Source organism: Halomonas caseinilytica (assembly GCF_001662305.1).
In the GTDB taxonomy this organism is placed as follows: Bacteria; Pseudomonadota; Gammaproteobacteria; order Pseudomonadales; family Halomonadaceae; genus Halomonas; species Halomonas caseinilytica.
On the sequence record NZ_BDEP01000024.1, the window covers coordinates 79750 to 106626 of the forward strand.

22 protein-coding genes are annotated in these 26877 nt (G+C 62.6%); 14 read left to right on the top strand and 8 right to left on the bottom strand.

Annotated features, from left to right (window positions below; genetic code table 11):
* The first annotated feature begins 82 nt into the window (after positions 1–82).
* From ligB to A9O65_RS15220, 3 genes are all read left to right on the top strand, one after another.
* Positions 83–1768, top strand: a complete 1686-nt coding sequence (ligB, locus tag A9O65_RS15210; protein ID WP_064700990.1) for an NAD-dependent DNA ligase LigB — start codon at positions 83–85, stop codon at positions 1766–1768.
* 76 nt (positions 1769–1844) lie between these two features.
* Entirely contained in the window at positions 1845–3254 is a 1410-nt protein-coding gene (gene ahcY / locus A9O65_RS15215) for an adenosylhomocysteinase (protein ID WP_064700991.1), read from the top strand.
* A 183-nt stretch (positions 3255–3437) separates the two neighbouring features.
* Positions 3438–4265 (top strand): UDP-2,3-diacylglucosamine diphosphatase, encoded by an 828-nt coding sequence (locus A9O65_RS15220; protein ID WP_082920191.1) that lies wholly within the window; start codon positions 3438–3440, stop codon positions 4263–4265.
* Positions 4266–4268: 3 nt separating this feature from the next.
* Here the strand turns inward: A9O65_RS15220 and A9O65_RS15225 are convergent, their stop codons facing one another.
* Positions 4269–5201: an AEC family transporter gene (locus tag A9O65_RS15225; protein ID WP_064702534.1), complete on the bottom strand. Its 933-nt coding sequence runs from the start codon at positions 5199–5201 to the stop codon at positions 4269–4271.
* A gap of 219 nt (positions 5202–5420) precedes the next feature.
* Here A9O65_RS15225 and metF point away from each other — a divergent pair, with 219 nt between their 5' ends.
* A complete protein-coding gene (gene metF / locus A9O65_RS15230; RefSeq protein ID WP_064700993.1) occupies positions 5421–6263 on the top strand; it encodes a methylenetetrahydrofolate reductase [NAD(P)H] in 843 nt (280 codons plus the stop codon).
* Between the two features lie 103 nt (positions 6264–6366).
* Here the strand turns inward: metF and A9O65_RS15235 are convergent, their stop codons facing one another.
* Entirely contained in the window at positions 6367–8550 is a 2184-nt protein-coding gene (locus A9O65_RS15235; RefSeq protein ID WP_064700994.1) for a TRAP transporter permease, read from the bottom strand.
* A gap of 87 nt (positions 8551–8637) precedes the next feature.
* Positions 8638–9615 (bottom strand): TAXI family TRAP transporter solute-binding subunit, encoded by a 978-nt coding sequence (locus A9O65_RS15240; RefSeq protein WP_064700995.1) that lies wholly within the window; start codon positions 9613–9615, stop codon positions 8638–8640.
* 639 nt (positions 9616–10254) lie between these two features.
* On the opposite strand from A9O65_RS15240, the gene A9O65_RS15245 reads away from it, so the two are divergent.
* The 5 genes from A9O65_RS15245 to A9O65_RS15265 all read left to right on the top strand — a co-directional run bounded on the left by A9O65_RS15245 (position 10255) and on the right by A9O65_RS15265 (position 15221).
* Complete coding sequence (locus A9O65_RS15245; RefSeq protein WP_254783133.1) at positions 10255–11154, top strand: sugar phosphate isomerase/epimerase family protein; 900 nt, start codon at positions 10255–10257, stop codon at positions 11152–11154.
* Between the two features lie 56 nt (positions 11155–11210).
* Positions 11211–12110, top strand: a complete 900-nt coding sequence (locus A9O65_RS15250) for a hydroxypyruvate isomerase family protein (RefSeq protein WP_122983340.1) — start codon at positions 11211–11213, stop codon at positions 12108–12110.
* Positions 12111–12173: 63 nt separating this feature from the next.
* Positions 12174–13832, top strand: coding sequence for a GMC oxidoreductase (locus A9O65_RS15255; protein WP_369691745.1), 1659 nt, complete (start codon positions 12174–12176; stop codon positions 13830–13832).
* Positions 13832–14386 (top strand): gluconate 2-dehydrogenase subunit 3 family protein, encoded by a 555-nt coding sequence (locus tag A9O65_RS15260; RefSeq protein WP_064702536.1) that lies wholly within the window; start codon positions 13832–13834, stop codon positions 14384–14386. The genes A9O65_RS15255 and A9O65_RS15260 overlap by 1 nt, the downstream gene beginning before the upstream one ends.
* A 49-nt stretch (positions 14387–14435) precedes the next feature.
* Complete coding sequence (locus tag A9O65_RS15265; protein WP_064701000.1) at positions 14436–15221, top strand: 3-keto-disaccharide hydrolase; 786 nt, start codon at positions 14436–14438, stop codon at positions 15219–15221.
* A gap of 25 nt (positions 15222–15246) precedes the next feature.
* Here the strand turns inward: A9O65_RS15265 and A9O65_RS15270 are convergent, their stop codons facing one another.
* Positions 15247–15501 carry a YheV family putative zinc ribbon protein gene (locus A9O65_RS15270; protein ID WP_064701001.1) on the bottom strand — a complete coding sequence of 85 codons (255 nt, stop codon included), beginning with the start codon at positions 15499–15501 and terminating at the stop codon, positions 15247–15249.
* Positions 15502–15565: 64 nt separating this feature from the next.
* Positions 15566–17614 carry an oligopeptidase A gene (gene prlC / locus A9O65_RS15275; protein ID WP_064701002.1) on the bottom strand — a complete coding sequence of 683 codons (2049 nt, stop codon included), beginning with the start codon at positions 17612–17614 and terminating at the stop codon, positions 15566–15568.
* Positions 17615–17720: 106 nt separating this feature from the next.
* On the opposite strand from prlC, the gene A9O65_RS15280 reads away from it, so the two are divergent.
* From A9O65_RS15280 to A9O65_RS15295, 4 genes are all read left to right on the top strand, one after another.
* Positions 17721–19061, top strand: coding sequence for a sodium-dependent transporter (locus tag A9O65_RS15280; protein ID WP_064701003.1), 1341 nt, complete (start codon positions 17721–17723; stop codon positions 19059–19061).
* Positions 19062–19077: 16 nt separating this feature from the next.
* Positions 19078–19629 (top strand): gamma carbonic anhydrase family protein, encoded by a 552-nt coding sequence (locus A9O65_RS15285; protein WP_064701004.1) that lies wholly within the window; start codon positions 19078–19080, stop codon positions 19627–19629.
* 153 nt (positions 19630–19782) lie between these two features.
* Positions 19783–20451: a metal-dependent hydrolase gene (locus A9O65_RS15290; protein WP_064701005.1), complete on the top strand. Its 669-nt coding sequence runs from the start codon at positions 19783–19785 to the stop codon at positions 20449–20451.
* A 96-nt stretch (positions 20452–20547) separates the two neighbouring features.
* A complete protein-coding gene (locus A9O65_RS15295; protein ID WP_064702537.1) occupies positions 20548–21120 on the top strand; it encodes an exopolysaccharide biosynthesis protein in 573 nt (190 codons plus the stop codon).
* Positions 21121–21195: 75 nt separating this feature from the next.
* On the opposite strand, the gene A9O65_RS15300 is transcribed toward A9O65_RS15295, so the two are convergent.
* From A9O65_RS15300 to A9O65_RS15310, 3 genes are read right to left on the bottom strand one after another with little or no spacing between them, the layout of a single operon-like run.
* Entirely contained in the window at positions 21196–22578 is a 1383-nt protein-coding gene (locus tag A9O65_RS15300) for a sigma-54-dependent transcriptional regulator (protein WP_064701007.1), read from the bottom strand.
* Complete coding sequence (locus A9O65_RS15305; RefSeq protein WP_064702538.1) at positions 22571–24490, bottom strand: sensor histidine kinase; 1920 nt, start codon at positions 24488–24490, stop codon at positions 22571–22573. The genes A9O65_RS15300 and A9O65_RS15305 overlap by 8 nt, the downstream gene beginning before the upstream one ends.
* A 3-nt stretch (positions 24491–24493) precedes the next feature.
* Positions 24494–25267 (bottom strand): GntR family transcriptional regulator, encoded by a 774-nt coding sequence (locus A9O65_RS15310; RefSeq protein ID WP_064702539.1) that lies wholly within the window; start codon positions 25265–25267, stop codon positions 24494–24496.
* Between the two features lie 280 nt (positions 25268–25547).
* On the opposite strand from A9O65_RS15310, the gene lldD reads away from it, so the two are divergent.
* Positions 25548–26702: an FMN-dependent L-lactate dehydrogenase LldD gene (gene lldD / locus A9O65_RS15315; protein ID WP_064701010.1), complete on the top strand. Its 1155-nt coding sequence runs from the start codon at positions 25548–25550 to the stop codon at positions 26700–26702.
* The last annotated feature ends 175 nt before the right edge of the window (positions 26703–26877 follow it).

Consider the following 26877-nt stretch of genomic DNA (forward strand, 5'->3'; position numbering starts at 1 on the left):
GTGCCGCCGCTTTTTCCAGTGGCGGCGTTCGTGCCTCCTTGCTAGGGTCGAAGCAGGATCGCAGGGCCTGGAGGTGCATGCCATGCTTCGACTCGTCGTTCTGGCGTTGTGGTCGATCTGGCCATCGACCCTTCTCGCCGCCTGCCCGGATTGGTCGGAAGGGCGCGCAGAACGGGAAATCATAGCGCTACACGATCGACTTGCCGCCTGGAACCGAGCATATCGGCGGGACGGCAGTTCGCCGGTCGATGACGACATCTACGATCAGGCCCAGGCGCGCCTCGATGCCTGGCGTGATTGCTTCCCCGGTATTTCCGTCGCGTCTTCGCCATCGCCGGCTCACGCTTCCGGCGAGCTGCCCCATCCTGTCCCCCAGGCGGGACTTGACAAGCTGGACGATGCCGTCGAGGCGGGCGCCTGGCTGGCCAGGCGAGAGGATGTCTGGTTGCAGCCCAAGGTGGATGGGGTGGCGGTCACCCTGGTATACGAGCGTGGGCGGTTGCACCGTGCCATCAGCCGCGGAGACGGGCGGACGGGACAGGACTGGACGGCTAGCGTACGGCGCATTCCCGAGGTGCCGACGCAGTTGCCGACGCAGCAGCGGATCGTGGTCCTGGGGGAGCTCTATCGTCGACTCGACGACCATGTTCAGGCCGAGCGGGGCACTGCCGGTGCACGCAGTGAAGTGGCCGGCTGGCTGGCCCGTGAAACGCTCGGCGATGCCGAGGCTCGGCGTATTGGTCTGTTCGTCTGGGATTGGCCCGATGGCCCGGCGGCGTTGCCGGAGCGTCTTGCACGGCTGGCAGAGCTGGGATTCCCCGACTCGAGTGACTGGACCTTGCCGGTCGAGTCGCTGCAGAACGTCCTGAACCAGCGTGACACCTGGTATCGCTCGCCATTGCCCTTCGCCACCGATGGCGTAGTGCTCAAGCAGGGGCGGCGGCCTGGCGGAGAGGCGCGGTCCGAGGAACCGCCGGACTGGGCGGCGGCCTGGAAATACCCGCCACGTTCGGCGCTGGCGCGAGTGCGGGGCGTCGAGTTCCGCGTCGGCCGTACGGGGCGCATCACGCCCTTGTTGCACCTTGTGCCGGTGAGTCTGGCGGGGCGCACGATTCGCCGAGTGACCGTGGGCTCGCTCGGTCGCTGGCAAACCCTGGACATTCGCCCCGGCGATGCCGTGACCATCAGCCTGGCCGGACAGACGATCCCGCGCTTGGATAGCGTTGCCTGGCGGGCCGTCTCGCGCCCCGAGGTGGAGCCGCCACCGACCTCCGATTACCACGCCCTGAGCTGTTGGCATCCATCGCCGGGTTGCGAGGACCAATTCCTCGAGCGCCTGGCGTGGCTGGGAGGGCCGGAGGCTCTGGACCTGTCTGGCATAGGAGTCGGTACCTGGCGCTCGCTGGTCGAGGCGGGCCTGGTGACTGACCTGCTCGACTGGATGTCGCTTTCCGCCGAAGCGCTGGATTCGGCTTCGGGTATCGGTGAGGTACGGAGTCGACAACTGATGGAGGCGTTCGCGACGGCTCGACAGCGTCCCTTCGAGGCCTGGCTGGAGGCATTGGGTGCGCCCCCGGGGGCGCTGACCGGTGAGGAAGCGGAGTGGTCGACGCTGGTCTCGCGGGATCTGGCGCAGTGGCAATCCTTGCCCGAGGTAGGTGAGACACGGGCGGAAGCCCTGCACGACTTCTTTACCGATCCCGAGGTTCGAGGCCTGGCCGAACGCCTGGGCGAGGAAGGGGTTGCCGGGTTCCAGGCATCTCGCTAGGGCATATCGGCTTGTCCGCCTTTCACGCGGCTGCCTATAGTGAAGGTCACGTTTTTCCTAGGGAAAGAGGTGATGCATGAACCAGCCTGCCGTATCCGCCGCCACCCATGTGGACTACAAGGTCGCCGACATCGCATTGGCCGATTGGGGCCGCCGCGAGATCCGCATCGCCGAGACCGAGATGCCCGCTCTGATGGCAATTCGCGAGCGTTATCGTGACAGCCAGCCGCTGGCCGGTGCGCGTATCGCGGGGTGTATTCACATGACCATCCAGACCGCGGTGCTGATCGAGACGCTGATCGACCTCGGCGCCTCGGTGCGCTGGTCGTCATGCAACATCTTCTCGACGCAGGATCATGCCGCCGCCGCCATCGCCGCTGCCGGCATTCCGGTCTTCGCCTGGAAGGGTGAAACCGAGGAAGAGTTCTGGTGGTGCATCGAGCAGACGGTGGAAGGCCCCGATAGCTGGAAGCCCAATCTGGTGCTGGACGATGGGGGCGATCTGACCGCCCTACTGCATGACAAGCGCCCCGAGCTGCTCGATGCCATCCATGGCATCAGCGAGGAAACCACCACCGGGGTGCACCGCCTGCTCGACATGTGGCGGGAGGGCTCGCTCAAGGTACCGGCCATCAACGTCAATGATGCCGTGACCAAGTCCAAGAACGACAACAAGTATGGTTGCCGTCATTCCCTCAACGATGCGATCAAGCGTGGCGTGGACCACTTGCTGGCCGGCAAGCAGGCCCTGGTGATGGGCTACGGCGATGTCGGCAAGGGGTCGGCAGCCTCGTTGCGGCAGGAAGGCATGATCGTCAAGATCGCCGAGATCGATCCGCTGTGTGCCATGCAGGCCTGCATGGACGGCTTCGAGGTGGTGTCGCCCTATCGGAACGGTATCAATCAGGGCATGGAGAGCGTCGATCGAGACCTGTTGCAGAAGATCGACCTGGTGGTGACCGCCACCGGCAATATCGATGCCTGCGACGCGCCGATGCTGCGTGCGCTCAAGGCCGGGGCCGTGGTCTGCAACATCGGCCACTTCGACAGCGAGATCGATACCGCCTACATGCGTCGCCAGTGGCACTGGGAAGAGGTCAAGCCCCAGGTGCACAAGGTGTATCGGGACAGCGATCCAGGCGAATACGATCCGCGGAGCCGCGATTACCTGATCCTGCTCTCCGAAGGGCGTCTGGTGAACCTGGGCAATGCCACCGGTCATCCCTCCCGCGTGATGGACGGCTCCTTTGCCAACCAGGTGCTGGCCCAGATACATCTGTTCGAGGCGGGCTTTGCCGCGCTGTCCGAGGACGACAAGCGCGGGGCGCTGGGTGTCCGGGTGTTGCCGCGTCATCTGGACGAGGAGGTGGCGCGTTACATGGTCGAAGGCTTCGGTGGCGTGATCACGCACATGACGCCTGCCCAGGCCGAATACACCGGCGTACCGGTCGAAGGGCCCTACAAGCCCGATAGTTATCGGTACTGAACAACCCGGCTTCGCCGGGAGCATGAAGTCGTAAGCTTGAAGCTGGAAGAAAAAACCTTGCCCCCATGCTGTCGGGGGGCGTGCTGTCTTCCAGCTTTTAACGACACAATATCGTCATCTGGCCGCCATGGCATGGTCATGGCGGCGGGTCAGCCTGTAGGGGCATCGTCAGGAGGATGCCCCATGTCGAATCCCATGCCCGTGCGAACCCTGTTCGTCTCCGACGTCCACCTGGGAACCCGCGACTGTCAGGCGGAGCTCTTGGCCCGTCTGTTGCGTCGCGTGCGTCCCGAGCGCCTCTATCTGGTCGGTGACATCGTTGATCTGATCGCCATGCGCAAGCGCGCGGTACTCCCGCCGGCGCAGCAGCGGCTGGTGGCGCGCCTGTTGCGTCTGGCACGCAGCGGCTGCGAGATCATTTACATTCCCGGCAACCACGATGCCGCTTTCCGGCGGCTGTGTGGCCTGCGCGTCCATCGTGTACGCATCGAGCACCGCATGGTGCATGCCACCGCCGATGGCCGGCGCTTGCTGATCAGCCATGGCGATGAGTTCGATACCCATGTGCGCATGGCACCCTGGATGATGGCTCTCGGGGATGGCATGCATCAGTTCGTGCTGGCACTCAATCGCTGGTGCAATCGTGGGCGTCGACTACTGGGCATGCCATATTGGTCGCTGGCGTCCGCGCTCAAGCGTCGCAGCGGTGCCGCTCGACGCTATGTGGCCCAGTTCGAGCAGGCCGCGTTGCACCAGGCCTCTCGTGAAGGGCTGGATGGCTATGTGGGAGGGCATATCCACAAGGCCGGCTTCCGTGCCCGGGATGGCGTGCTCTATTGCAACGATGGCGATTGGGTGGAGCACTGCACGGCGCTGATGGAAACGCCCAATGGCCGCTTGCAGCTGATCGACTGGCGCGGTGAGGTGATCGCGGTGGAACCACCAGTCACCGCCCCTGCTCCCCGGGAAGGCTGGGCAGGCCCCGTCGAGGCCGTCACTCGTACGCCGTGACCCTCAGCCGCCGACCAGTGGCGCCATCCATCCCAGGTACAGCGGTATCAGCAGCGGCGCGGCCAGGGTGGTGATCAGCACTGCCAGGGCCCCCTTCTCCGGGGCGATGCCGAGTTCCATGGCCACCACCACTACATTGGCGGCCATGGGGACCACACCGACCAGCAGCAGCGCCATGGCAAGTTCTGTCGATATCCCGACCGTGGCCTGCATGCCGAGCACGACCCCAAGCGCCAGAAGGGGCCACAGCAGGTAACGAACCGCCACGCAGGCGCCAATGAAGCGCCAGTCGAACTGCCGGAGCGTCACCCGGCCGAGCGTCATGCCGATGATCATCATGCCCAGCAGGGTATAGGTCGGCGGAAAGACCTCGAGCCCTTCCATGACGGCATCAGGCACGCCGATGTTCAGTCCCTCGACGAGCAGTGCCGCGAGAAAGGCGTAGATCAAGGGCAGGCGGACGATCTTGAACAGGCTCTGTCGGGCCGAGAAGCGTCCTCGGGCACTCAGGTAGAATCCCACGGTGAATTCGTAGAGCGTCACGCCCAGTACCGCGAAGAGATACAGCGTCACGCCTGTCGGGGGCAGCAGCACCAGAGCAACCGGCAGGCCGAAGTAGCCGGTGTTGCCGGTACCGGCGGAGAAGGCCAGGACAGCGCTCTCCTCGGCGGGAAGTGAGTGGCGCGCCAGGCGGTTGATCACCAGGGCGATCAGGCTGGCGCAGAGAAAGAGTGCGCCGGTCACCAGCAGGTAGGCGGGAGTGGGGCCGCCGAGCACCAGGCCTCGGAAGAAGGTCAGAGGCGCGATCAGATAGATCAGCAGGGTGGCGATGGGGCGCGGATCGACGGACAGGCGGCGCGAGGCGAGCCAGCCGAGTCCGACGAAGGCCAGAAGCGTCCATAGCGGACCCATCAGCGTGCCGGGCTCCAGGGTCATGGTATCTCCATCCTTGAGTCGAAGCGGAGGGTTATCATGCCTGGGCGGAAGAACGCTGTCAGTGGCAGAGAGGCTCATCGACTCTCTTAGATCTTCAGGTTATCGTTGAACCGATGGTTATATGAATGATATTGATGGCGCCCGGCGAAACTTTCATTGGTCCCGATGTCCGGGAATCGTCACAATGGCGGCGCCACCGATGCAAATGAGGAATCACCGATGAGCGCGCCACAATCCCCGCTGGATATCAGCTTCGAATTCTTTCCGCCCAATACCGATGCCGGGCGCGATAAGCTGATGCGTGCCCGGGATGCCCTGGCCTCACGGGAGCCGCGCTTCTTTTCTGTGACTTATGGTGCCGGTGGTTCTACCCAGCATCGTACCCTGGATGCCGTCAAGGCAGTGCGCGAGTGCGGTATCGACACGGCGCCTCATCTGTCGTGCGTGGGTAGCGAGAAGGCGCAGTTGCGCGATCTGCTCACGCGCTTCCGGGAGGATGGTGTCAAACGGCTGGTGGCCTTGCGTGGTGATCTGCCATCCGGCATGGGTGGAGTCGGTGAGCTGCGTTATGCCAACGAGCTGGTCGAATTCATCCGCGAGGAGACCGGGGAGCATTTCGAGATTGCCGTGGCGGCCTATCCGGAGTCTCATCCACAGGCGCCCAGCTTCGAACGGGATGTGGAAAACTTTGCTCGCAAGATGCAGGCCGGGGCCGATCTCGCCATCACCCAGTATTTCTTCACTGCCGAAGCATATTTCCATTTTGTCGATCGCGCCCGTGCCCTGGGCGTCGAAGCGCCGATCGTGCCGGGCATCATGCCGATCACCAACTACACCAAGCTGGCGCGTTTCTCCGATGCCTGTGGTGCCGAGATCCCGCGCTGGATTCGCAAGCAGCTCGAAGCCTACGGCGATGACAGCGAGGCCATTGCCGCCTTCGGCGAGGACGTGATTTCGGGCCTGTGCCAGCGCCTGCTCGACGGCGGCGCCCCGGGGCTGCACTTCTATACGCTCAACCAGGCCGAGCCGACCTTGAAGGTGCTGGACAACCTGCGTACTTGAGTCGCACAGCCTGCGATCAGGGCTTTGCCCGTCTCGGTCGAAAAATGACAGGGCCCCGCCGAATGATTCGGCGGGGCCCCTTTGCGTTGATGGGCGGGAAGTCTCAGCCGGAGGCCACCGAGCGGGTGCCGCCATCGTGGCGGCCACGCTGCAGCAGGAAGAGTGCAATCCCGATGGCCAGGCCGGCCACGTCGGTGATCAGGCCGCCATAGATCATGCACAGCGCGCCGATCAGCATGACGATACGCTGCCAGGCCTTCACCGGACCGAAGAACCAGGCTTGTACGGTGGCCGACAGCAGCACGATCCCCAGAGTGGCGGTGACACCGACCCGCAGAATCTGCATCCAGGAACCCTCCATCAGCATTGCCGGGCTGTAGAAGAACATGAAGGGCACGATGAACGCGGCCAGGCCGATCTTGAACGAAGCCACCGAAGTGCCCATGGCGCGGTCGCCGGAGATGCCCGCCGCCGCATAGGAGGCAAGCGCCACCGGCGGGGTGATCGCCGAGACCACGGCGAAGTAGAACACGAAGAAGTGGGCTACCAGCGGCTGGATGCCGATCTCGATCAGGCCTGGCGCCACCACCGAGGCGGCCACTGCATAGGCCGCCGTGGTCGGCATGCCCATGCCCAGCAGGATCGAGATGCACATGGCGAAGAACAGCGCCAGTAGTTGACTGACGCCGGCCAGGCCCAGCAGCAGCGAGGAGAAGCGGGCACCGACGCCGGTCAGGGCGATCACGCCGACGATCAGACCGGCGCAGGCGCACACGGCAATGATCTGGATCGACATGCTGCCGGCCAGTTGCAGTGCCTGGAGAATGGCGCGGATGCCCATCTTGTTCGGGGACAGCCAGCTCACCACGGCGGCAGAGGCGGTGGCCAGGGTGCCGGCACGAATCACCGAGTAGCCCATGAACAGGGCGGCGATCAGGATGATGATCGGTGCGAACAGATAGACTTGCTTGACCAGGCGACGGAATTTCGGAATTTCGTCGCTGCGCATGCCGCGCATTCCCTTGCGAGCCGCCTCGAAATCCACCATGCAGTAGATCGAGAGAAAATAGAGGATGGCCGGAATCAGCGCCGCCACGGCGATCTCGGTATAGGGGATGCCGGTGACCTCGGCCATGATGAAGGCCCCGGCGCCCATGATCGGCGGCATGATCTGCCCGCCGGTGGAGGCCGCGGCCTCGATGGCGCCGGCACTGCGCGCCGGATAACCGACCTTTTTCATCAGCGGAATGGTCAGCGAGCCGGTGGATACCACATTGCCGGCCGAGGTGCCGTTGATCATGCCCATCAGGCCTGAGGCGAAGATCGATACCTTGGCCGGGCCACCGCGTGCCCGGCCTGCCGCGGCGAAGGCGAAGTTGACGAAATAGTCACCGACCTTGGAAGCCTGCAAGAAGGCGGCGAAGATGATGAACAGGATGATGTAGGTCGAGGACACCGCCGTGGTCGGTCCGAGGATACCCGCGTCGGTGTAGACCTGACTGAAGAAGCGGCCGATCGAGAGGCCCGGATAACCGAGAAACCCCGGCAAGTGAGGGCCGGCAAAGACATAGCCCAGGAAGATCGCCGAGATGATCACCAGCGCCAGACCCGCGACACGCCGGGTCAGCTCAAGGATCAGCAGCGAACCGGCGATGGCCGCATAGGATATGCCCATGGGCGCGAAGGAGGTGCCGGTGGAGGCCCGCAGCGGACTATTGAACATCACCAGCAGGTAGCCGGCCACGGCCATGGCACAGATCATCAGCACGAGGTCCGCCGGCGAGAGGCGATGCTGGACCTGGCGATAGCCCCAGGACAGCAGAATGCCGGCCACGGTGGCCAGGATCAGCGGGTAACCGAAATGCCAGGCCTCGATCTCGGGGGCGATGCGCATGGCGCCGGCGCTCATTTCCTGCTGCATCAGTACCACGCGTACTAGGGCATAGAGCGCGGGAACCAGCAGAGCATAGCTGAGCCAGCGCATCCAGGTAGCGGAACGTTGACTGTCATCGTCGGCGAACCGGGTACCGGCATAGAAACCGAAACCGAGGATCAGGGCGCCGGCGATGTGCAGGATGCGAAACGACCAGGTCTCGAGCGGGTAGACATTGAGCGAGACCAGGTGAAAGAGAGAGTAGGCGATGGCAAGGATGCCAAAGAGCAGCCATTGCCAGCCGCTGTAGAGGCGACGATTGGGCTCTGCGGCGACCTCATCGACGCCCTCGGCATTGACGGGCTGAACGTTGTCGGTGGCGGCCTCGTCACGGGGTTCGGGAGTATGCGACATGAAAACACCCTTGGGTGTGGAACGGAGGAGCAGACGGGCAGCCCCGCACCGGCTTGGCCGGCACGGGGCAAGGGGGCGAGAAGACGCTTACAGTTTCAGGTCTTCGGGAATCTCGTAGCCATTCTCCTCGTACCAGCGCACCGCACCCGGGTGGAAAGGCAGCACGGTGTTGTACTTGAGGTTTTCCGGCACGCTGAATTCGGCGCTGCGGTGGATGTCGCGCATCTTGTCGTTGTTTTCCATGCTCAGCTTGGTGACCTCGTAGACGAAGTCTTCGGGCAGGTCACAGCCGGCGATGGTGAAGTTCCACATGGAGACAGCGCGAGCATCTTCCTCGAGGGTCTCGTAGGTGCTGGCCGGGATCTCGAAGGCGGAAACTGGGAACTCCTCCATCACCTTGGCCTGCTCCTCCTCGGTGAACTCGATGATGTTCACGTCGGTCTGGACCTCGAGCTGACTGACGGCAGGAATCGGAATGCCGGCGGCAAAGGCGATGACGTCGATAAGGCCATCCTGCAGTTGGCCGCCCAGGTCGTTCCAGCCACCGTTGCGGCGATCGAACTCGACGCCCAGGGTCTCGAGCATGGCCGGGAAGTAGGTATCGGAGGTGGAAGCCGCCGGACCAAAGCCAATGCTGGCGCCATCGGGGATGTCGGAAATCGACTCGATGCCGCTGTCGGCCAGGGCGGTGATGGAGAACGGGGTCTCGTACATGGGAAAGAGGGCACAGACGTTGTCCATCGGCACGCCCGGCGCCAGGGAGCTTTCGCCGGCCACCGCGTCGGCGGCTGGCCCCATGGTGGTCAGGCCGAATGCCACGTCTCCGCCATGAACCAGGGCGAGGTTCTGGTTGGGGCCGCCGGTGACTTCGCCACCGCCGGACAGGCCGAGTTCGTCGGCGATCAGGTTGGCCCAGCCGGAACCGTAGACAAAATAGGTGCCGCCCTGGCTGGCGGTGCCGACGGTGAAGTTTTCTGGCCAGTCAGCGCGATCGGCCTGGGCCGTGCCGGCGATCAGCATGGCGCTGGTCAGCGTGCCGGTAATCAGGCGAGTCTTGAGGGTCATGGCGTGTCTCCCTTGCATTCTGGTTGTGGGATGCCGATCCCGTACAGGATCGGTCTGGGGTACGCTCCCAATTTATAGCAAGGAATGCTCCATTTTATAAAAATGGATTTTTATTCAGAGAGTTATATTTTTGCATTACGACCAAGGTCGAAGTGACTGATCGTCGTTCGGGGCGAAATGCCACACACTCTGGTTGCCTGTGTGTGCGAGATATCGCACAGGCACCTTCGTTCTTGTCTCCGTCACTCTGAGAAAATCGCTTGAGCTGCCCATACATTGCCGAGGGGCTCAAAGGCCCCGGGTGATGATTCTCGAGACAGTTCTCGGGTATCGGGTAGTGAGGATGGTCGCCTAGTAGCTAAAGCAAGCGAATCATGTCCAATAGACTAAGGTTTTATCGACCAAAGTTTTACTTATTTTTCTACTCTTCATGCTGTCGTCTTTAGTCGGCATGGTTGAGGGGTTCAGACAAGATATAGAGAGATATCGATACTTATCGTAACAGGTGTTGTCGATACATCTCTTGCGGATCTAAGGTAAATTGCCTATAGGTATGTAACCGGTTACATACCGAGTGTCTTCATTCCGCAATCAGGTGAATCATGGCCACCCTCAGGTCGGCATGAATGACAGCGGCCCGTGACAATAAGCAAGAAGGGGAGCACCGCAAAAATGGCAAGAAACAGTTACCGCATCACATCAAGGATGACGCGCCTTCTCACCATGACCTCCATGTTCATGATGGGGGCTTTCGTCACGACACCTGCTGTCGCAGCGGAAGACAGTCTCACTCCTCCCATCGCCGTACAGATGTATACAATGAGAGATTATGGCACCACGGAAGAACAGTTTGCCGCCGTCAATCGGGCTGGCATCAAGGCGATAGAAACCGTAGGGGATCATGGCGTTTCTGCGGAACGCATGAATGAGCTCCTGGACACGTACGATCTCGATATCATCGCCGCGCATGTTGGCCTTGATGATCTGCGCAGTGATAGCAGCGAGATCGTCGATTTCAACAAGTCCGTTGGCAACGACACCATTGTCATACCCTATCTGGAGGAAGACGCTCGCCCGGACAATGCCGAGGGCTGGAAACGGTTGGGGGAGGAGCTTGGAGGGATGGTAGACGAGCTTGAACAAGAAGGGATGACGCTCGCCTATCATAACCATGATTTCGAAATGCAGAAGTATGGTGAAAAGACGGCGCTTGAGCTTCTGTTCGATGCTGCAGGACCTGGCCTGATGAGCGAGATCGATCTTGCCTGGGTCGAGCGGGCCGGTCTCAATCCTGCCGAGTATGTCACTCACTTCGATGGACGCCTGTTTGCCGTACATGCCAAGGATAATGCGCCTGAAGGGGTGGCAGAAGACGAAGGAGGATTTACCTCGCTGGGTGAAGGCGTGCTGGACTGGAAAGCCATACTTCCCGCCGTCAAGCAGGCTGGTGCCGAGTGGTACATCATCGAGCATGACCACCCTCTCGATCCTGAAGAGGTCATCACGGATGGCAACCGCTTTCTGAAGGAAAACCTCTGACTGAAAGAAATGGTGAGAGGTTTTCCATGATGATGGCTCGATGGTAGCGAATGAATATGGCGACACACCTTATCAGCAGGCGCGGCCTGTTGCGCAATGCTGCGACCGGCTCTCTTGGCGTAATGGCGCTGGGTTCGCTTGGCCCTGTCGCCCTTGCGGACAAGAAGCCCCGGGACTTGGCGCTAAAGGGTAATGTCCATCACTCCGTAGCACGCTGGACATTCGATTTTCTCTCCCTGGAGGAGCTTTGCCAGCTTGTCAGGCAGATCGGGTTTTCCGCCATTGATCTGGTGGGGCCGGATCAATGGCACATTCTCAAGCGCCATGGCATCGACTCCTCCATGTGCAATGGTGCGGAGCCGAACCTGGAGGATGGGTGGGGTGACAGGAGGTTTCATCCTGCCCTGGTGGAAAGTTATCGCCGGCATATCGACTTGGTAAGCGAGGCTGGCTACAAGAACCTTATCTGCTTCAGTGGCAATGCCAGGGGCATGACGCCCGAAGAGGGACTCGCCAATGCGGAAGAGGGGCTAAAGAAAGTCCTGGGACATGCAGAGAAGAAGGGTGTCACGCTGCAGATGGAGCTCTTCAACAGCAAGATCGATCACCCTGATTACCTGTGTGACAACTCTGCCTGGGGGATAGCATTGTGCAAGAGACTCGACTCCCCGAACTTCAAGCTTCTGTATGATATTTACCATATGCAGATCAGTGAGGGCGATGTCATTCGAACCATTCGCGAAAACCACCAGTATTTCGGCCACTATCATACTGCGGGTGTCCCGGGACGACATGAACTCGATAATAACCAGGAGCTTTACTATCCGGCGATCATGCGCGCCATAACGGAAACGGGATTTGAAGGTTATGTGGCGCAGGAGTTCATGCCAAGCGGGGAAAGCAATGAAGAGAAGAAGAGGTCGTTGGCGTCGGCAATAAAGACGTGTGACGTGTGACGCAGGCCTCAAGTTCAATAACAAAGGAGCGAAGCCGTGGCGGAAAATCATTATGATGCAATCGTGGTCGGTTCAGGCATCAGTGGCGGTTGGGCAGCGAAGGAACTTACCGAGAAAGGACTGAAGGTCCTTCTGCTCGAACGTGGTCGAAACATTGAACATGTCAAAGACTACAAGAACGCGTCCAAGGAGGTCTGGGATTACCCTCACAGGGATCAGCCAACGCAGGAAATGAAGGAGAAGTTTCCGGTCCTCAAGCGTGACTATCCATTGAACGAATCCACGATGGGAATGTGGGCAGATGAGCAAGACAATCCCTATATCGAAGAAAAGCGCTTCGATTGGTTTCGTGGATATCATGTGGGTGGTCGCTCGTTGCTGTGGGGACGCCAGAGCTATCGCTGGTCCCCCATGGATTTCGAGGCCAATCTGCGCGAAGGCGTTGCCATCGACTGGCCCATTCGGTACGAGGATATGGCCCCCTGGTACGATTATGTCGAGCGCTTTGCCGGCATAGCAGGCAGCCGCCAGGGGCTGGATGTCCTGCCCGATGGCCAGTTCCTTCCGCCCATCGAGCTTAATTGCGTCGAAGAGGATGTTGCCAAGCGTATCGAGAAGGCCTTTGGCGGCACTCGACACCTCATTCACAGTCGGGTCGCCAATATCACGCAGCCAAAACCCGAACAGAACCGGGTGAACTGCCAATACCGCAACAAGTGCTGGCTGGGATGCCCCTATGGTGCGTATTTCAGCACGCAGTCATCCACGCTGCCGGTGGCCATGAACACGGGCAACCTGACCTTGCGTCCCTTTTCCATCGTGACCCAGGTGCTCTACGACAAGGACAGAAAGCGTGCGCGGGGCGTGGAGGTCATCGATGCCGAGAACAATCAGACCTACGAATACACGGCCGACGTGATCTTCCTCAACGCCTCCACGTTCAATTCCACCTGGATCCTGATGAATTCCGCCACGGATGTCTGGCCAGACGGCTTGGGCAGCAGCAGCGGCGAGCTGGGGCACAACGTGATGGATCACCACTTCCGCTGCGGTGCCAGCGGCGATGTGGAAGGCTACGAGGACAAGTACTACTTCGGACGCCGGCCGGCGGGCTTCTATATCCCGCGTTTCCGCAATGTCGGGGAGGATAGGCGCCAGTATCTGCGTGGATTCGGCTATCAGGGCTCGGCCAGTCGGCAGCGCTGGGATCGCGAGATCGCGGAACTCAACATCGGGGCAGACCTGAAGCAGACACTCAGTCAGCCCGGCGGCTGGACGATCGGCATGACCGGTTTCGGCGAAATGCTGCCCTACCACGAGAACCGTATTTCTCTCGATCGAAGTGTTACTGACAAGTGGGGATTGCCTGTTCTGGCCATGAATGTGGAGATCAAGCAGAACGAGCGGGACATGCGCAAGGACATGGTTCAGGACGCGGTCGACCTGCTGGAAGCGGCCGGCGTGAAGAATGTCCAGGGCGAGGAAGACGACTACGCGCCGGGCATGGGTATTCACGAGATGGGTACGGCGCGCATGGGGCGTGATCCGACGACTTCGGTACTCAATCGTCACAACCAGGTATGGGATGCGCCGAATGTCTTCGTGACGGACGGTGCCTGCATGACCTCGGCATCCTGCGTCAATCCATCCTTGACCTACATGGCCTTGACCGCCCGAGCGGTCGATCATGCGGTCAGCGAGCTGAAGAAGAGGAACCTGTGATGAACCGCCGTGAACTGTTGAAGTTGATCACCGTCGCGACCGGCACGGCCATGATCGGTGGCAATGCCGTGTTCGCCTATAGCGCCAGCGACAACGGGAAGGGGCGTTTCAGTGCCCGGGATACCCGGCTTCTGGATGAAGTGGCGGAAACCATCCTGCCGCGGACCGATACGCCCGGCGCCAAGGACGCCAGAGTTGGCGAGTTCATGACCGTGTTCGTCACCGATTGCTATACCCCGCAGGAGCAAGCGATCTTCCATGATGGCCTGGTGAAGCTGGATGCCCTCAGCCGTGCGGAATATGACCGCGATTTCCTGAACCTGGATGCCGGCCAGCGCGAGACACTGGTATGCCGGCTCGATGCCCAGGCCAAGACCCAGGCGGCAAGCGATGGTGATCCCCACTATTTCACCATGATCAAGCAATTGACGCTGTTCGGATTTTTCACGTCGGAAGTCGGCGCCAAGGAGGTGCTGCGCTATGTCGCGGTGCCAGGTCGTTATGATGGATGTACCCCTTACGAGCAAGGACAACCCGTCTGGGCCACGACCTGATCGTCCGGCTTCACGGCAATGACTTCACTCTCCCGAGAGGAGCGATCGCATGCTGGAACATCTACGTCCCTTCGCGCCGCGCGGCTTGATGCTGATCGCCTGCGGCAGCCTGGCTCCCATGACCGGCGTCGCGGCCGATGGTGTCGACCCGGAACTCGAGCCTTGGCAGCAAGCCGAGAAGACGGAAGTCTGGGAGCCGGTTCCTGAAACGGTGCAGGCACCAGCGGATGGGGTGCCCTCGGATGCGACCGTACTGTTCGATGGTACGAATCTCGATGCCTGGGAAGCCGAGGATGGCGGGGCGGCGCCATGGCATGTCGAGGGTCGTGCCATGACGGTGAAGCGGGGAGCCGGGGGCATTCGTACCCGGGAAGACTTCTGCGACGTGCAGCTGCATCTCGAATGGCGAACCCCCGAGGACACTGCAGGCATGGACGGCCAGGACAGAGGCAACAGTGGCGTCTTTCTGCAGGAGCGCTATGAGATCCAGGTGCTCGACTCGTACGACAACGAGACGTACCCGAATGGCCAGGCGGCATCGATCTACAAGCAGCACATTCCGCTGGTGAATGCCTCGCGGCCTCCCGGCGAGTGGCAGAGTTACGACATCATCTACACCGCGCCCCGTTTCGATGACGCGGGAGAGCTCGAGTCCCCGGCCTACGCGACGGTGTTGCACAACGGCGTGCTCGTCCAGAACCACGTGGAAATTCAGGGCACCACCGAGTGGATCGGAGCCCCTTCATACGACGAGGCGCACGGCTGCGCCCCGCTCTATCTGCAGGATCACGACGCCGCCGTCAGCTTTCGCAACATCTGGGTCCGGGAACTGTAAATATCTTCCTTGCTGTGATGGCAGGCTAGTGCTGCTGACCGGGATCGAGAATCCGCACGGTCTGCAGGTCATCGGGCTGTGACGCCTGGTCCTCGTGGGGCCGGCTGATGCGGGTCTCGAGTTCGGGCGGGGTTTCCTCCTCGATGGGAAGCTGCTCGAAGAAATCGCAGCTGACGCACTCGCGATAGCGCATGCCGTTCTGTTCCCAACTGCGGATGCGGTCCATCTCGGCGCAGCGGGGGCAGATGGCGCCGGCGATGAAGCGTTTCTGAGTGGCCATGAGGCCTCCTGGTGATGCGCGCCGAGGGTGCCCCCGGCGCATGATGAAACGGTGAAGCGACGTGTCAGGCGGCGCGGATGCCGCTGTGGCGCAGCAGCGGTTCGACGCTTGGTTCGCGCCCCCGGAAGGCACGGAACAGTTCAGCGGCGTCTCGAGAACCGCCGCGCTCGAGAATTTCGGTACGGAAACGTCGCCCGGTCTCCGGGTCGAAGATACCGGCCTCCTCGAAGGCACTCCAGGCGTCGGCGGACAGGACTTCGGCCCACTTGTAACTGTAGTAGCCCGCCGCATAGCCGCCGGCGAAGATGTGACCGAAGCCGTTCTGGAAGCGGTTGAAGTCCACGCGCGGGACGACCGAGACGCTGTTTCGTACCTCGTCGAGCAACGCCTGGATATCGGCGGCGCTGGGTGCGCTGGTTTCGAGGTGCAGGCGGAAGTCGAACAGCGAGAACTCCAGCTGGCGCACCATGCCCATGGCCGACTGGAAGTTCTTGGCGGCCAGCAGCTTGTCGAACAGTTCGTCGGGCAGTGGCTCGCCGGTTTCCACGTGGCCGGCGATCAGGTCCAGGCCCTCGCGCTCCCAACAGTAGTTTTCCATGAACTGGCTGGGCAGTTCGACCGCGTCCCAGGCCACGCCGTTGATGCCGGAGATGTCGGCGATGGTCTGACGCGTCAGCATATGATGCAGGCCATGGCCGAATTCATGGAACAGGGTGGTGACCTCGTCATGGGTCAACAGCGCCGGCGCCTCGCCCACGGGACGCGTGAAGTTGCAGGTCAGATAGGCCACCGGTAGCTGCAGCGTGCCATCTTCCTCTCGGCGGACACGGCATTCGTCCATCCAGGCGCCGCCACGCTTGCCTTCGCGAGCGTAGAGGTCGAGATAGAAGCCGGCGATCGGCTTGCCGCTTTCCATGATATGGAAGAAGCGCACATCGGGATGGTAGCGCGGTGCTTCGCTGTCTTCCTCGAAGGTCACGCCATAGAGCCTTTCGACGACCTTGAACAATCCGTTGACCACTTGAGGGGCGGGAAAGTAGGGCCGCAGTTGCTCGTCGGAAATGGCGTAACGCGCCTCGCGCAGCTTCTCGCTGGCGTAGCCCACGTCCCAGGGCGCCAACTCGGCCAGGTCCAGCCGCTCCCGGGCGAAGGCGGCCAATGCGGCGTACTCTTCGCGTGCTTGGGGCACGGCGCGTTCGGCGAGATCGTTCAAGAAGCGAATCACGCCCTGCGGGGAGTCGGCCATCTTGGTGGCCAGTGAATAGTCGGCATAGGTCGCGAAGCCCAGTAGCTCGGCCAGTTCGCGACGCAATGCGAGGATTTCTTCCATGACGGGGGCGTTGTCGAACTCACCGGCATTGGGGCCGGTCTCGGAGGCGCGGGTGACGAAGGCGGTATAGACCTCGCGGCGCAGCTCACGGTCGTCGGCGTATGTCATCACCGGCAGGAAGCTGGGGAAATCCAGGGTGATGCGATAGCCCTTCTGCCCCTTGGCCTCGGCGTTGGCCGCCAGGGTCGACAGGGCGCTTTCCGGCAGGCCGGCCAGTCGGCTGTCGTCGTCCAGCGCCAGATGCCAGGCCTGGGTGGCATCGAGCAACTGGTTGGAGAAGGTGTTGGCCAGGCTCGACAGGCGAGCCTGGATCTCGCCATAGCGCTGCTTCTTGTCGGCCGGGAGATCGACGCCGGCCAGCCGGAAGTCGCGAAGGGCGTTGTCCACGGTGCGGCGCTGAGGCTCGTCGAGCGTCGCCCAGGCCGGGCCGTCCTTGAGTGCCTGCCAGGCGCGGAACAGGCCCTCGTGCTGGCCGAGCCAAGTGCTGTAGTCGGAGAGCATGCCCAGGCTCTGCTCATAGGCCTCGCGCAGGGCCGGCGTGTTCATGGTGCCATTGAGGTGCGACACCGGCGACCAGGCGCGGGAAAGACGATCGTTGAGGGCTTCCAGGGGCGCGGCCAGGCTCTCCCAGGTGGGCGGTTCGCGCTCGGCACGGTCGACCAGTGCCTCGATGGCCTCGCGGTTCTCCGTGAGCAGGGTCTCGATGGCCGGCACCACGTGCTCGGGCTTGATCTCGGCGAAAGGGGGAAGCGAGTGGGCGTCGAGCAGTGGATTCGTGGACATGCACACCTCGGTTGATGATGGGAATGTCCGTTTAGATGCGGGCGGTCGCGGCAGGTTTCAATGTGCTAGGCTTGGCGGCTTTTCCACCTTGGCCGGAGTATAGGCGATGAAAGAGACCCTGGAGCGCTGGAGCAGTCGCCGCGCTTTCATACTGGCGGTGACCGGGGCGGCCGTCGGGCTGGGGAATATCTGGCGATTTCCCTACATCACCGGCGAGAACGGCGGAGCCGCTTTCCTGCTGCTCTACGTGGCCTTCGTGGTCCTGCTGGGGGTGCCGGTGATGATGGCCGAGATCCTGATAGGACGCGCCGGGCGCCGCAGCCCGATGCAGTCGCTCGGCCATCTGGCCGCCGAATCGGGCGCCAGTGGCCACTGGCGCTGGCTGGGGTTGTTCGGCGCCTTCACCGTGTTCTGCATCCTATCGTTCTATTCGGTGGTGTCGGGTTGGTCCATCGAGTTCCTCATCGATGCGATCAATGGCGACTTTGTCGGCCGCAGCGCCGCTGAAATCGGTGCCGGCTTCGACGCTTTCCTGGCCGATCCGGCACGCATGGCCTTCAACCATACCCTGTTTCTGGTGATGACCATGCTGGTGGTGGCAGGGGGCGTGGCCAAGGGGCTGGAGCGACTCAATAATCTCTTGATGCCGCTGCTGTATCTGCTGTTGCTGGTGCTGGCCGGACATGCGGCCACCACGAGCGGATTCGGGCCGGCGCTGTCCTGGCTGTTCAGACCGGACCTGTCGGCGGTGACGCCGATGGTACTGGTGCATGCCATGGGGCACGCCTTCTTTACCCTGGCGGTGGGTGCCTGTGCGTTGATGGCCTATGGTGCCTACATGCCGGATCACCAGAGCCTGCCGCGGGCGGCGGCGTCGGTGGCGGTGCTGGATGTGACGGTGGCGCTGTTGGCCGGTATCGCCATCTTCTCGATCGTGTTTGCCCAGGGCATGGACCCCGGTGAGGGCCCCGGGCTGATGTTCGTCACCCTGCCGGTGGCCTTTGCCGAGTTGCCCTTCGGCGCCTTCTGGCTGTCGCTGTTCTTCCTGTTGCTGCTGCTGGCGACCTGGACCTCGTCGATCAACCTCGCCGAGCCCATGGTGGCGACCCTGCAGGGCTGGGGGATCAGTCGGGGCAAGGCGGCGGCGGTGGTCGGCCTGACGGTCTGGTCGCTGGGGCTGCTGTCGGTCCTTTCCTTCTCGACCCTGGCCGATGTCGAAATCCTGTTCGGCATGAATGGCTTTGCCCTGGTCAGCACTATTCCGCCGGAGATCTTCCTGCCGATCGGAGGGCTGTTGATCGCGATTTTCGCCGGCTGGGTGATGCCCGAGCACGTTGCCCTGCGTGCTCTGGATGCCGGCCCGCTCGGGTTCCGCGTCTGGCGCTTTCTGGTGCGCTGGGTGTCGATCCCGCTGACGCTGGTAGTATTGGCGTCGGGACTAATATGACGACGGGAGGTGCATGATGAGCGAGGCGACGACCCTGCGATCCTGGCGTGGCGTCACGCCGACACTGGGAGAGCGCGTCTACATCGATCCCCAGTGCATGGTGCTGGGGGATGTCGAGTTGGGTGATGACTGCTCGGTATGGCCCATGGCGGTGATCCGTGGCGACATGCATCGTATCCGTATCGGGGCACGGACCAGCGTGCAGGACGGCAGCGTGCTGCATATCACCCATGCCAGCGATTTCAATCCCGATGGTTTTCCGTTGACCATCGGCAATGAGGTGACCATCGGCCACAAGGCGATCCTGCATGGCTGCACTCTGGGCAACCGCATCCTGGTGGGCATGGGGGCTATCGTCATGGATGGCGCGGTGGTCGACGATGAGGTGATCATCGCGGCCGGTGCCGTGGTGCCGCCCGGCAAGCACCTGGCTGGTGGCCAGGTCTATGCCGGCAACCCCGCCAAGGCACTGCGTCCGCTCAAGGACAAGGAGCGCGCCTTCTTCGCGTATACCGCCGGCAACTACGTCAATCTCAAGGATGAGTATCTGTCAGCCGCTGAGGGCTGAATCGGCAGTGAGCCTGGGGGGCGCGCCATGCCTCGATGCCGGTGGCCTGCACCAGGACATGAAGGCCTGCCACGGAAACTTCGTTAACTGATTGTTCTGTATCGCGATATTGCGCGATAATGGATGTTTATCCAGTTTTCGAGGTATCCGGCCATGGCAAACTTCGGCACCCACATCAGCGTGGCGGCGGGCAGCGGTTGCGTGCTGGCGCTGGGGGGCTGGCACTTCGGTCTCTGGACGCCATGGCAGGCCGGGCCGCTGATGCTGCTGACCACGCTCGGCGGCATCCTCCCGGATATCGACTCGGATCACTCGTATTCGGTGCGCCTGGTATTCAGCTTGCTGGCCTTCATGGCGGCCGCCGCCGGAGCTTGGACCCTGCAGTCCCAGCTTGCCTTCGGCCACTGGTTGCTGGTCTGCGCGGGGATCTACATCGGGGTACGCTATCTGCTGGCGCCGGCTTTCAAGCGTTTCTCCGTGCATCGCGGCATCTGGCATTCGTTGCTGGCGGCGATCTTCTTTGCCTGGGCAGGCAGCGCGCTGAGCTACGGCGTGCTTGGCCAGCCGCCTGAGCTGGCCTGGATTCAGGGGCTGGCATTGCTGGTGGGATGCCTCGTTCATTTGACGCTCGATGAACTCTACAGCGTCGATCTGGAAGGGGGGCGTCTCAAGCGTTCATTCGGCACGGCGCTCAAGCTCTTCGATTATGACAGGCCCCTGCGTGCCGTCGCCCTGGTACTGCTGATGCTGGCCATGTTGCCGTGGCTGCCGAGCTGGTCGAGCTTGCTGGCCGTGTGGGAGCAGTGGCTGGCGATCTGGTGAGTTGCTGACCGGCAGGCACGTCACGCCATCGTCATGGGGCGCCAGTACAGAGGTGTGGCATGATGGTCGCCTTGTTCATTCGCCAGGGATTGCTCCATGAACGATGCCATGAGTGTGCACGATGTGCTGCAGCGCCTTCAGCAAGAGGCCGAGGCGGACAATGTGGCCGTCGGGACGCTGGTCGATGCGCTGAACTCACGTGGATTCGGCCCCTTGCTGCTGGCGCCGGCGCTGATTGCGCTGTTGCCGACCGGCGGCATTCCGGGGGTGCCGAGTCTCTGCGGTGTGCTGATTTTCTTGATTGCCATCCAGGGCAGCATGGGGGATCGGTCGCCCTGGGTGCCGCAGCGGCTGCGTCGCCTGACAGTTAGCCGCGAGAGACTGGTCTCCGCGACCGAGCGGGCCAAGCCGGTGGCGCGTCGCCTGGACCGCTGGTTCCGACCGCGCTTGACCGTGTTGACCCAGGCGCCGGTCAGTCAGGTGGTAGCGTTGCTCTGTGCGGTATCCGGGTTGGCGATGATTCCGTTGGAGCTACTGCCTTTTGCCAGCAGCATTCCAGCCTTGGCCGTGACCCTGGCGGCCATTGGCATGAGCACGCGGGATGGCGCCATGGTGGTCTTGGCTGGCCTGGCCATCGCTGGCGGCGCGAGCGTGTTGATCCTGATCTGATGATTGGCGGCTACCGGCATCGATGCTTCGAGGGGCGCCTGGCCTGGTGCCTCGGGCGTGTTGCGAGCCCGAGGCTCAGGGATCGGCGCCGTGGCGATAGTGCTCGGCCTTCAGGTTGTGGCGTTTCAGCTTATCGTAGAGGGTCTTGCGGGGCAGCCCGAGGTGTTCGCAGACATCGGTCACATGGCCGTGATGACGGGCCAGGGCCTGGCTGATCAGTTGTTTCTCGAAGAGCTCGACCTGTTCGGGCAGGGATAGCTCGGCGCCGTCGTTACCCACGCCTTCCATCAGCATGTCGAGCCGATAGTCGCACGTCACGCCGAGCAGTACGTAACGCTCGGCGAGATTGCGCAGCTCCCGAGCATTGCCTGGCCAGTCGTGGGCGAGCAGTGCCGAGATGCCCGCCGCATCGAGGGGCGGGGCCTCCATGCTGCTGCGGCTGGCCGCCACGGCGGCGAAGTGCTGGAAGAGCAACGGAATGTCCTCGCGGCGTTCGCGCAGCGGCGGGATCGGCAGGGTCACCACATTGAGTCGATAGTAGAGGTCCTCACGGAACTCGCCGGCCTCGGCGGCGGCCTTGAGATCGATCTTGGTGGCGGCGATGACCCGGATATCCAGCGGCACCGGCTGGTTGGAGCCAAGACGCTCGATGGTGCGTTCCTGCAGGACACGCAGCAGCTTGACCTGCAGGGCCAGTGGCATCGACTCGATTTCGTCGAGGAAGACGGTGCCGCCGCCGGCATGCTCGAACTTGCCGATGCGCCGCTCCAGGGCGCCGGTAAAGGCGCCTTTCTCGTGGCCGAACAGTTCCGATTCGATGGTGCTCTCCGGCACCGCGCCGCAGTTGATGGCAACGAAGGGGCGTCCGCCGCGTGAGCTGCGCTCGTGGATCGCCCTGGCCACCAGGTCCTTGCCGGTACCGGTCTCGCCGAACAGCAGGACGTCGGCCTCGACGCGGCTGATTCGCTGGACCATGGCGGCCAGGCGCTGGATGACCGGCGTGCGACCGACGAGCCGGGGTCCGGGCGCCGACTGTTGCGCTTCCAGTTCAGCCTTGAGGGCGCGGTTTTCCAGGCTGAGGCGGCGCTTTTCGCTGCCGCGTCGCACCACTTCGACCAGGCGCTCGCCGGCAAAGGGCTTTTCTAGAAAGTCCCAGGCGCCTTCGCGCATGGCCTCCACGGCGGTGGAAATGTCGCCGTGGCCGGTGATCAGAATCACGGGCAGGTCCGGGTCGCGGCGACGGACCTCACGCAGCAGGGCCATGCCATCCATGCCGGGCATGCGAATGTCGCTGACCACGACGCCGGCGAAATCGGTCTCGAGTTCGGCCAGGGCGGCTTCGGCGCTTTCGAAGGGGCGAGGTATGTAGCCGGCCAGTTCGAGTGTCTGGCCCGCGGTGATACGCAGGTGGGCCTCGTCATCGACGATCATCACCGGAACATCCGCGTTGTCATGCATGGGTCGATGGCTCCTCGGTCGCTCGGCGGGCCTTCGGCCCGGGGTCGCGTGGCAGGGTAATGGTGAACAGGGCGCCGCCGCCAGGGGCATTGCCGGCCTCGATCCGGCCGCCCAGGTCGTCGATGATGCGCCCCGAGATGGAGAGGCCCAGTCCCAGGCCGCTGCCCGTGGACTTGGTGGTGAAAAAGGGCTCGAAGACGCGTGATATCTGCGACTCGGCAATACCGGGACCGCTGTCCGCTACCTGTATGTACACCTGTTCCGGTGTCGTCTCGATGGTCAGCGACAGGTGCGGCGTGACGGTATCTGCCATGGCCTGGAGGGCGTTGCCGATCAGGTTGACCAGAACCTGTTCGAGGCGGACCGGGTCGGCACGCACCCAGATGTCTTCCGCTTGCCATTGCCGTTCCACCGTGACGCCGAGCTCGTTGAGGCGTGCCTGGAACAATCGTAATGCATAGTCGAAGCAGGAAGGCACCGAGACGGCGCTGAGGGTGTCGCCACTCTTGCGCGAGAACTGCCGCAGTTGAGCGCTGATCTCGGACATGCGATCGGTGAGTTCGATGATCTGCTCGAGATTGGTGTCAGCAGTTTCGGCACGCCCGCGCTCGATGAAGGCACGTGCGTTCTCGGCATAGGCACGGATCGCCGACAGGGGTTGGTTGAGTTCATGGTTGATGCCGGCGGCAAGCTGGCCGAGCACGGCAAGCTTGGCGGCCTGGACCAGCTCGTCGCGAGTCTCGCGCAGGCTGCTCTCGGCGCGGCGGCGCTCTTCGATCTCGTCGGACAGTCGCTGGTTGGTGGTCACCAGATCGTGGGTACGCTTGGCCACGTTGCGCTCGAGCTCGTCCCTGACGCGGGCCAGGGTTTGGCGCTCGCGTTCGGCGAAACGCTCTCGCTCCCGACGCAGCCGCAAGCGTTGCCAGCCGATGCCGCCGCCCAGTGCGACAAGGCCGTAGAGCCCTCCGGCCAGCAGAGCCGATATCCACTGGGCATTCACCACCGGTGTCAGCGGCTTGAGAATGTGCATGTCCCACTCGAGGTCCGGCATGGCGCGGGTCAGGCTGAGGTAGTGCTGACCCTCTAGGGGACCGGAGGAAAAATCGACCAGGCGAGTGCGTGAATCGCGTCGTTCGATTTCCTGGATGCCGGCGTGCGGGAGCGGTTCCTCGGCATAGCGTCGTGAAGCGTGCAATGCCTCGCGCTCGGCGTCGCTGAGCGGGGTCATGGCAGTCAGGCGCAGCTCCGGCTGGCTGGCCATGAAGACGATGCCGTCGCGGTCGGTGACCAGCAGCTCTGCATCCTGCTCGGCCCAGCTCTGCTCCACGGCATCGAGCGTGACCTTGAGCACCATGACGCCGTCCGGGGTGGCATGTGGCGCGGTTTCGTTCAGCCAGACCGGCGCCGAGAAATAGTAGCCCCGGGTCATCGATTGGACGCCCAGGCCATAGAAGCGGCCGCGGCGGCCCTGGATGGCGTCCTTGTAGTAGCGCCGATAGTGGTAGTTCTCACCGATGAAGGTGTCGGAACGATGCCAGTTGCTGGCAGCCAGGGTATCGGCCTGATGATCGAGCAAATAGATATCGGAAACACCGGCGGTGGCGCGGAAACGGTCCAGCATCAGGTTGAGCGGCATGGGGTTCTGGCTGTCCGGGGAGGACAGGAAACGCTTGACCATTTCCCGTGAGGCCAGCAGTTCCGGCAGGTAGTCATGGCGCGACAGGTGCCCGACCAGGCTCGCTGCCGAGAGTCGTAGCTCGTTTTCTGCATCGCGGCGCAAGTCCTGCAGTGCCTGCTCCCTGGCGACCTGAGCGGTCTGCCACATGCACAAGGCGAGGCCGGCCAGCCCGAGTCCTGCGAGCAGGCCGCGCCAGGCGCGCTGGCGCCGTGTTAGGCGATGGCTGCCGACCATGGGTCAGGACGGTGCCGTCGGCAGGGCCTGAGCCCGGCGCAGCGAGCGCTGGGCCCGGGTTTCGGCGCGGGCCACTTCCAGCAAGCCTTCCTCCACGTATACCAGATGCTCGTGGGCGCGGTTGCGAGCGTCCTCGGCGCGTCCCTCGAGGATGGCATCCAGCAGGGCGCGGTGCTGTGTCATCAGCTGTTGCCGAGCATCGGGCTTGTCGAGCAGGTGATCAAGGTTGTCGACGATACTGCGCTCGAGCTGATGGAAAATGCCGCGGATAGTGTGCAGGAGCATCACATTATGGGCGGCTTCGGCAATGGCCAGGTGGAAGGCGGCGTCTGCCTTGGCCTCGCTTGCCGGGTCGCGACTGGCGAAGCAGGCCTCGAGTTCCTCGAAGCGCTCAAGTAGTACGGCTCTGTCCGTGGGTGTGGAGCGCAGGGCGGCATAGTAGGCCGACAGCCCCTCCATGGCATCGCGGAATTCCAGCAGATCCAAGTGGAATTCCCCATGGCGAGAAAGCATCTCGAGCAGAGGATCGCTGTAGCCGTTGTGGAGCTCTTCGGTAATGAAAGTGCCGCCGCCCTGTCGGCTGGCCAGCAGCCCTCGGGCGGCGAGCTTCTGTATTGCCTCGCGCACGGAAGGGCGCGAAACACCAAAGCGTTCGGCGAGTTCGCGTTCTGGCGGCAGTCGCTGGCCGGGCTTCAGGCTGCCTTCGAGGATGAGGCCTTCGAGCCGCTCGGTAATGACATCGGCGAGGCGAGGCTGACGGACAGGTTGATAGGACATGGCGAGACCTTGGCTGCGGGGTCGAGCATCAAGGCGGCATGATATCGCCGTTAAATTGGTATTACCAATAGCAAACTAGGATTTCATGGATTGGTCATACCAAATTTCTCGGTGACGGTAGGGATGATGGAGGGCCGTGTAGATTACGCGCCATGACGACTTCCATTCAGATGAATGGGCGACCAAGGGAGAGTTTGACAGCGAAACCGTCGCGCCATAACGTGCAGTGACAACTTGTTTTTAATTGGTTTTACCAATTACCCACTGTCTAGAGCTTGCCATGATTATCTCAGCCGCTACGGACTACCGACAGGCCGCCAAGCGCCGTATCCCTCCCTTTCTCTTTCACTACGCCGACGGAGGTGCCTATGCCGAGCATACACTGCGGCGTAACGTCGAGGATCTGGCCGATATCGCATTGCGCCAGCGGGTGCTGAAGGACATGTCCAGCCTGTCGCTGGAGACCGAGCTGTTCGGCGAATCCCTGGCGATGCCCGTCGCTCTGGCTCCCGTAGGGCTGACGGGCATGTACGCCCGGCGCGGTGAAGTTCAGGCGGCCCGCGCTGCTGCCGGGAAGGGGATTCCCTTCACGTTGTCTACGGTATCGGTATGCCCCATCGGCGAGGTGGCCGCGGCCGTGGATCGCCCGCTCTGGTTTCAACTCTATGTGTTGAAGGACAGAGGGTTCATGCAGCATGTCCTGGAGCGTGCCAAGGCCGCCGGCATCAAGACGCTCGTCTTCACGGTCGACATGCCTGTGCCGGGAGCGCGTTATCGCGATGCCCACTCCGGCATGAGCGGCAGGCATGCGGCGATTCGTCGAATGCTCCAGGCTGCGACCCATCCGGCCTGGGCCTGGGACGTGGGGATCCATGGCCGCCCGCATGACCTGGGAAACGTGTCGGACTATCGCGGCCAGCCGACGGAGCTTGAGGACTATATCGCCTGGCTGGGCGATAACTTCGATCCCTCCATTTCCTGGAAGGATCTGGAGTGGATTCGCGAGTTCTGGGATGGCCCGATGATCATCAAGGGGATCCTCGACCCCGAGGACGCTCGTGATGCGGTCCGTTTCGGGGCGGACGGCATCGTCGTGTCCAATCATGGCGGGCGTCAGCTTGATGGAGTGCTTTCCACGGCGCGCGCCTTGCCTGCCATTGCCGACGCGGTCAAGGGCGACCTGGCCATCCTGGCCGATTCCGGTATTCGCAGCGGGCTGGATGTCGTGCGGATGGTGGCCATGGGGGCCGATACTGTCTTGCTGGGCCGCGCCTTCCTCTATGCGCTCGCCGCTGCCGGGGAAGCAGGGGTAGCCCATCTACTCGAGTTGTTCGAAAAGGAGATGCGGGTCGCGATGACGCTCACCGGCGCGCGGTCCATTGCCGACCTCGGGCCGGATTCTCTGGTCTCGGGTGCAAGGAATGGCGAGAGTTGAAACGAGCCCCTTCTTTGCACTAGCTGGGATGAACGGGGCTTGCCGGCCGGAATGGGGGGCAGAATAGGTTGTCAGTACTCCTGCCGGCGGACCGATCATGACGAGGAAGGCATGCGCTTCGTCTCGATATTCGATCGCAGCGATTCGGCAAAAAAGGCTTGCGTCCTCGGCGCTG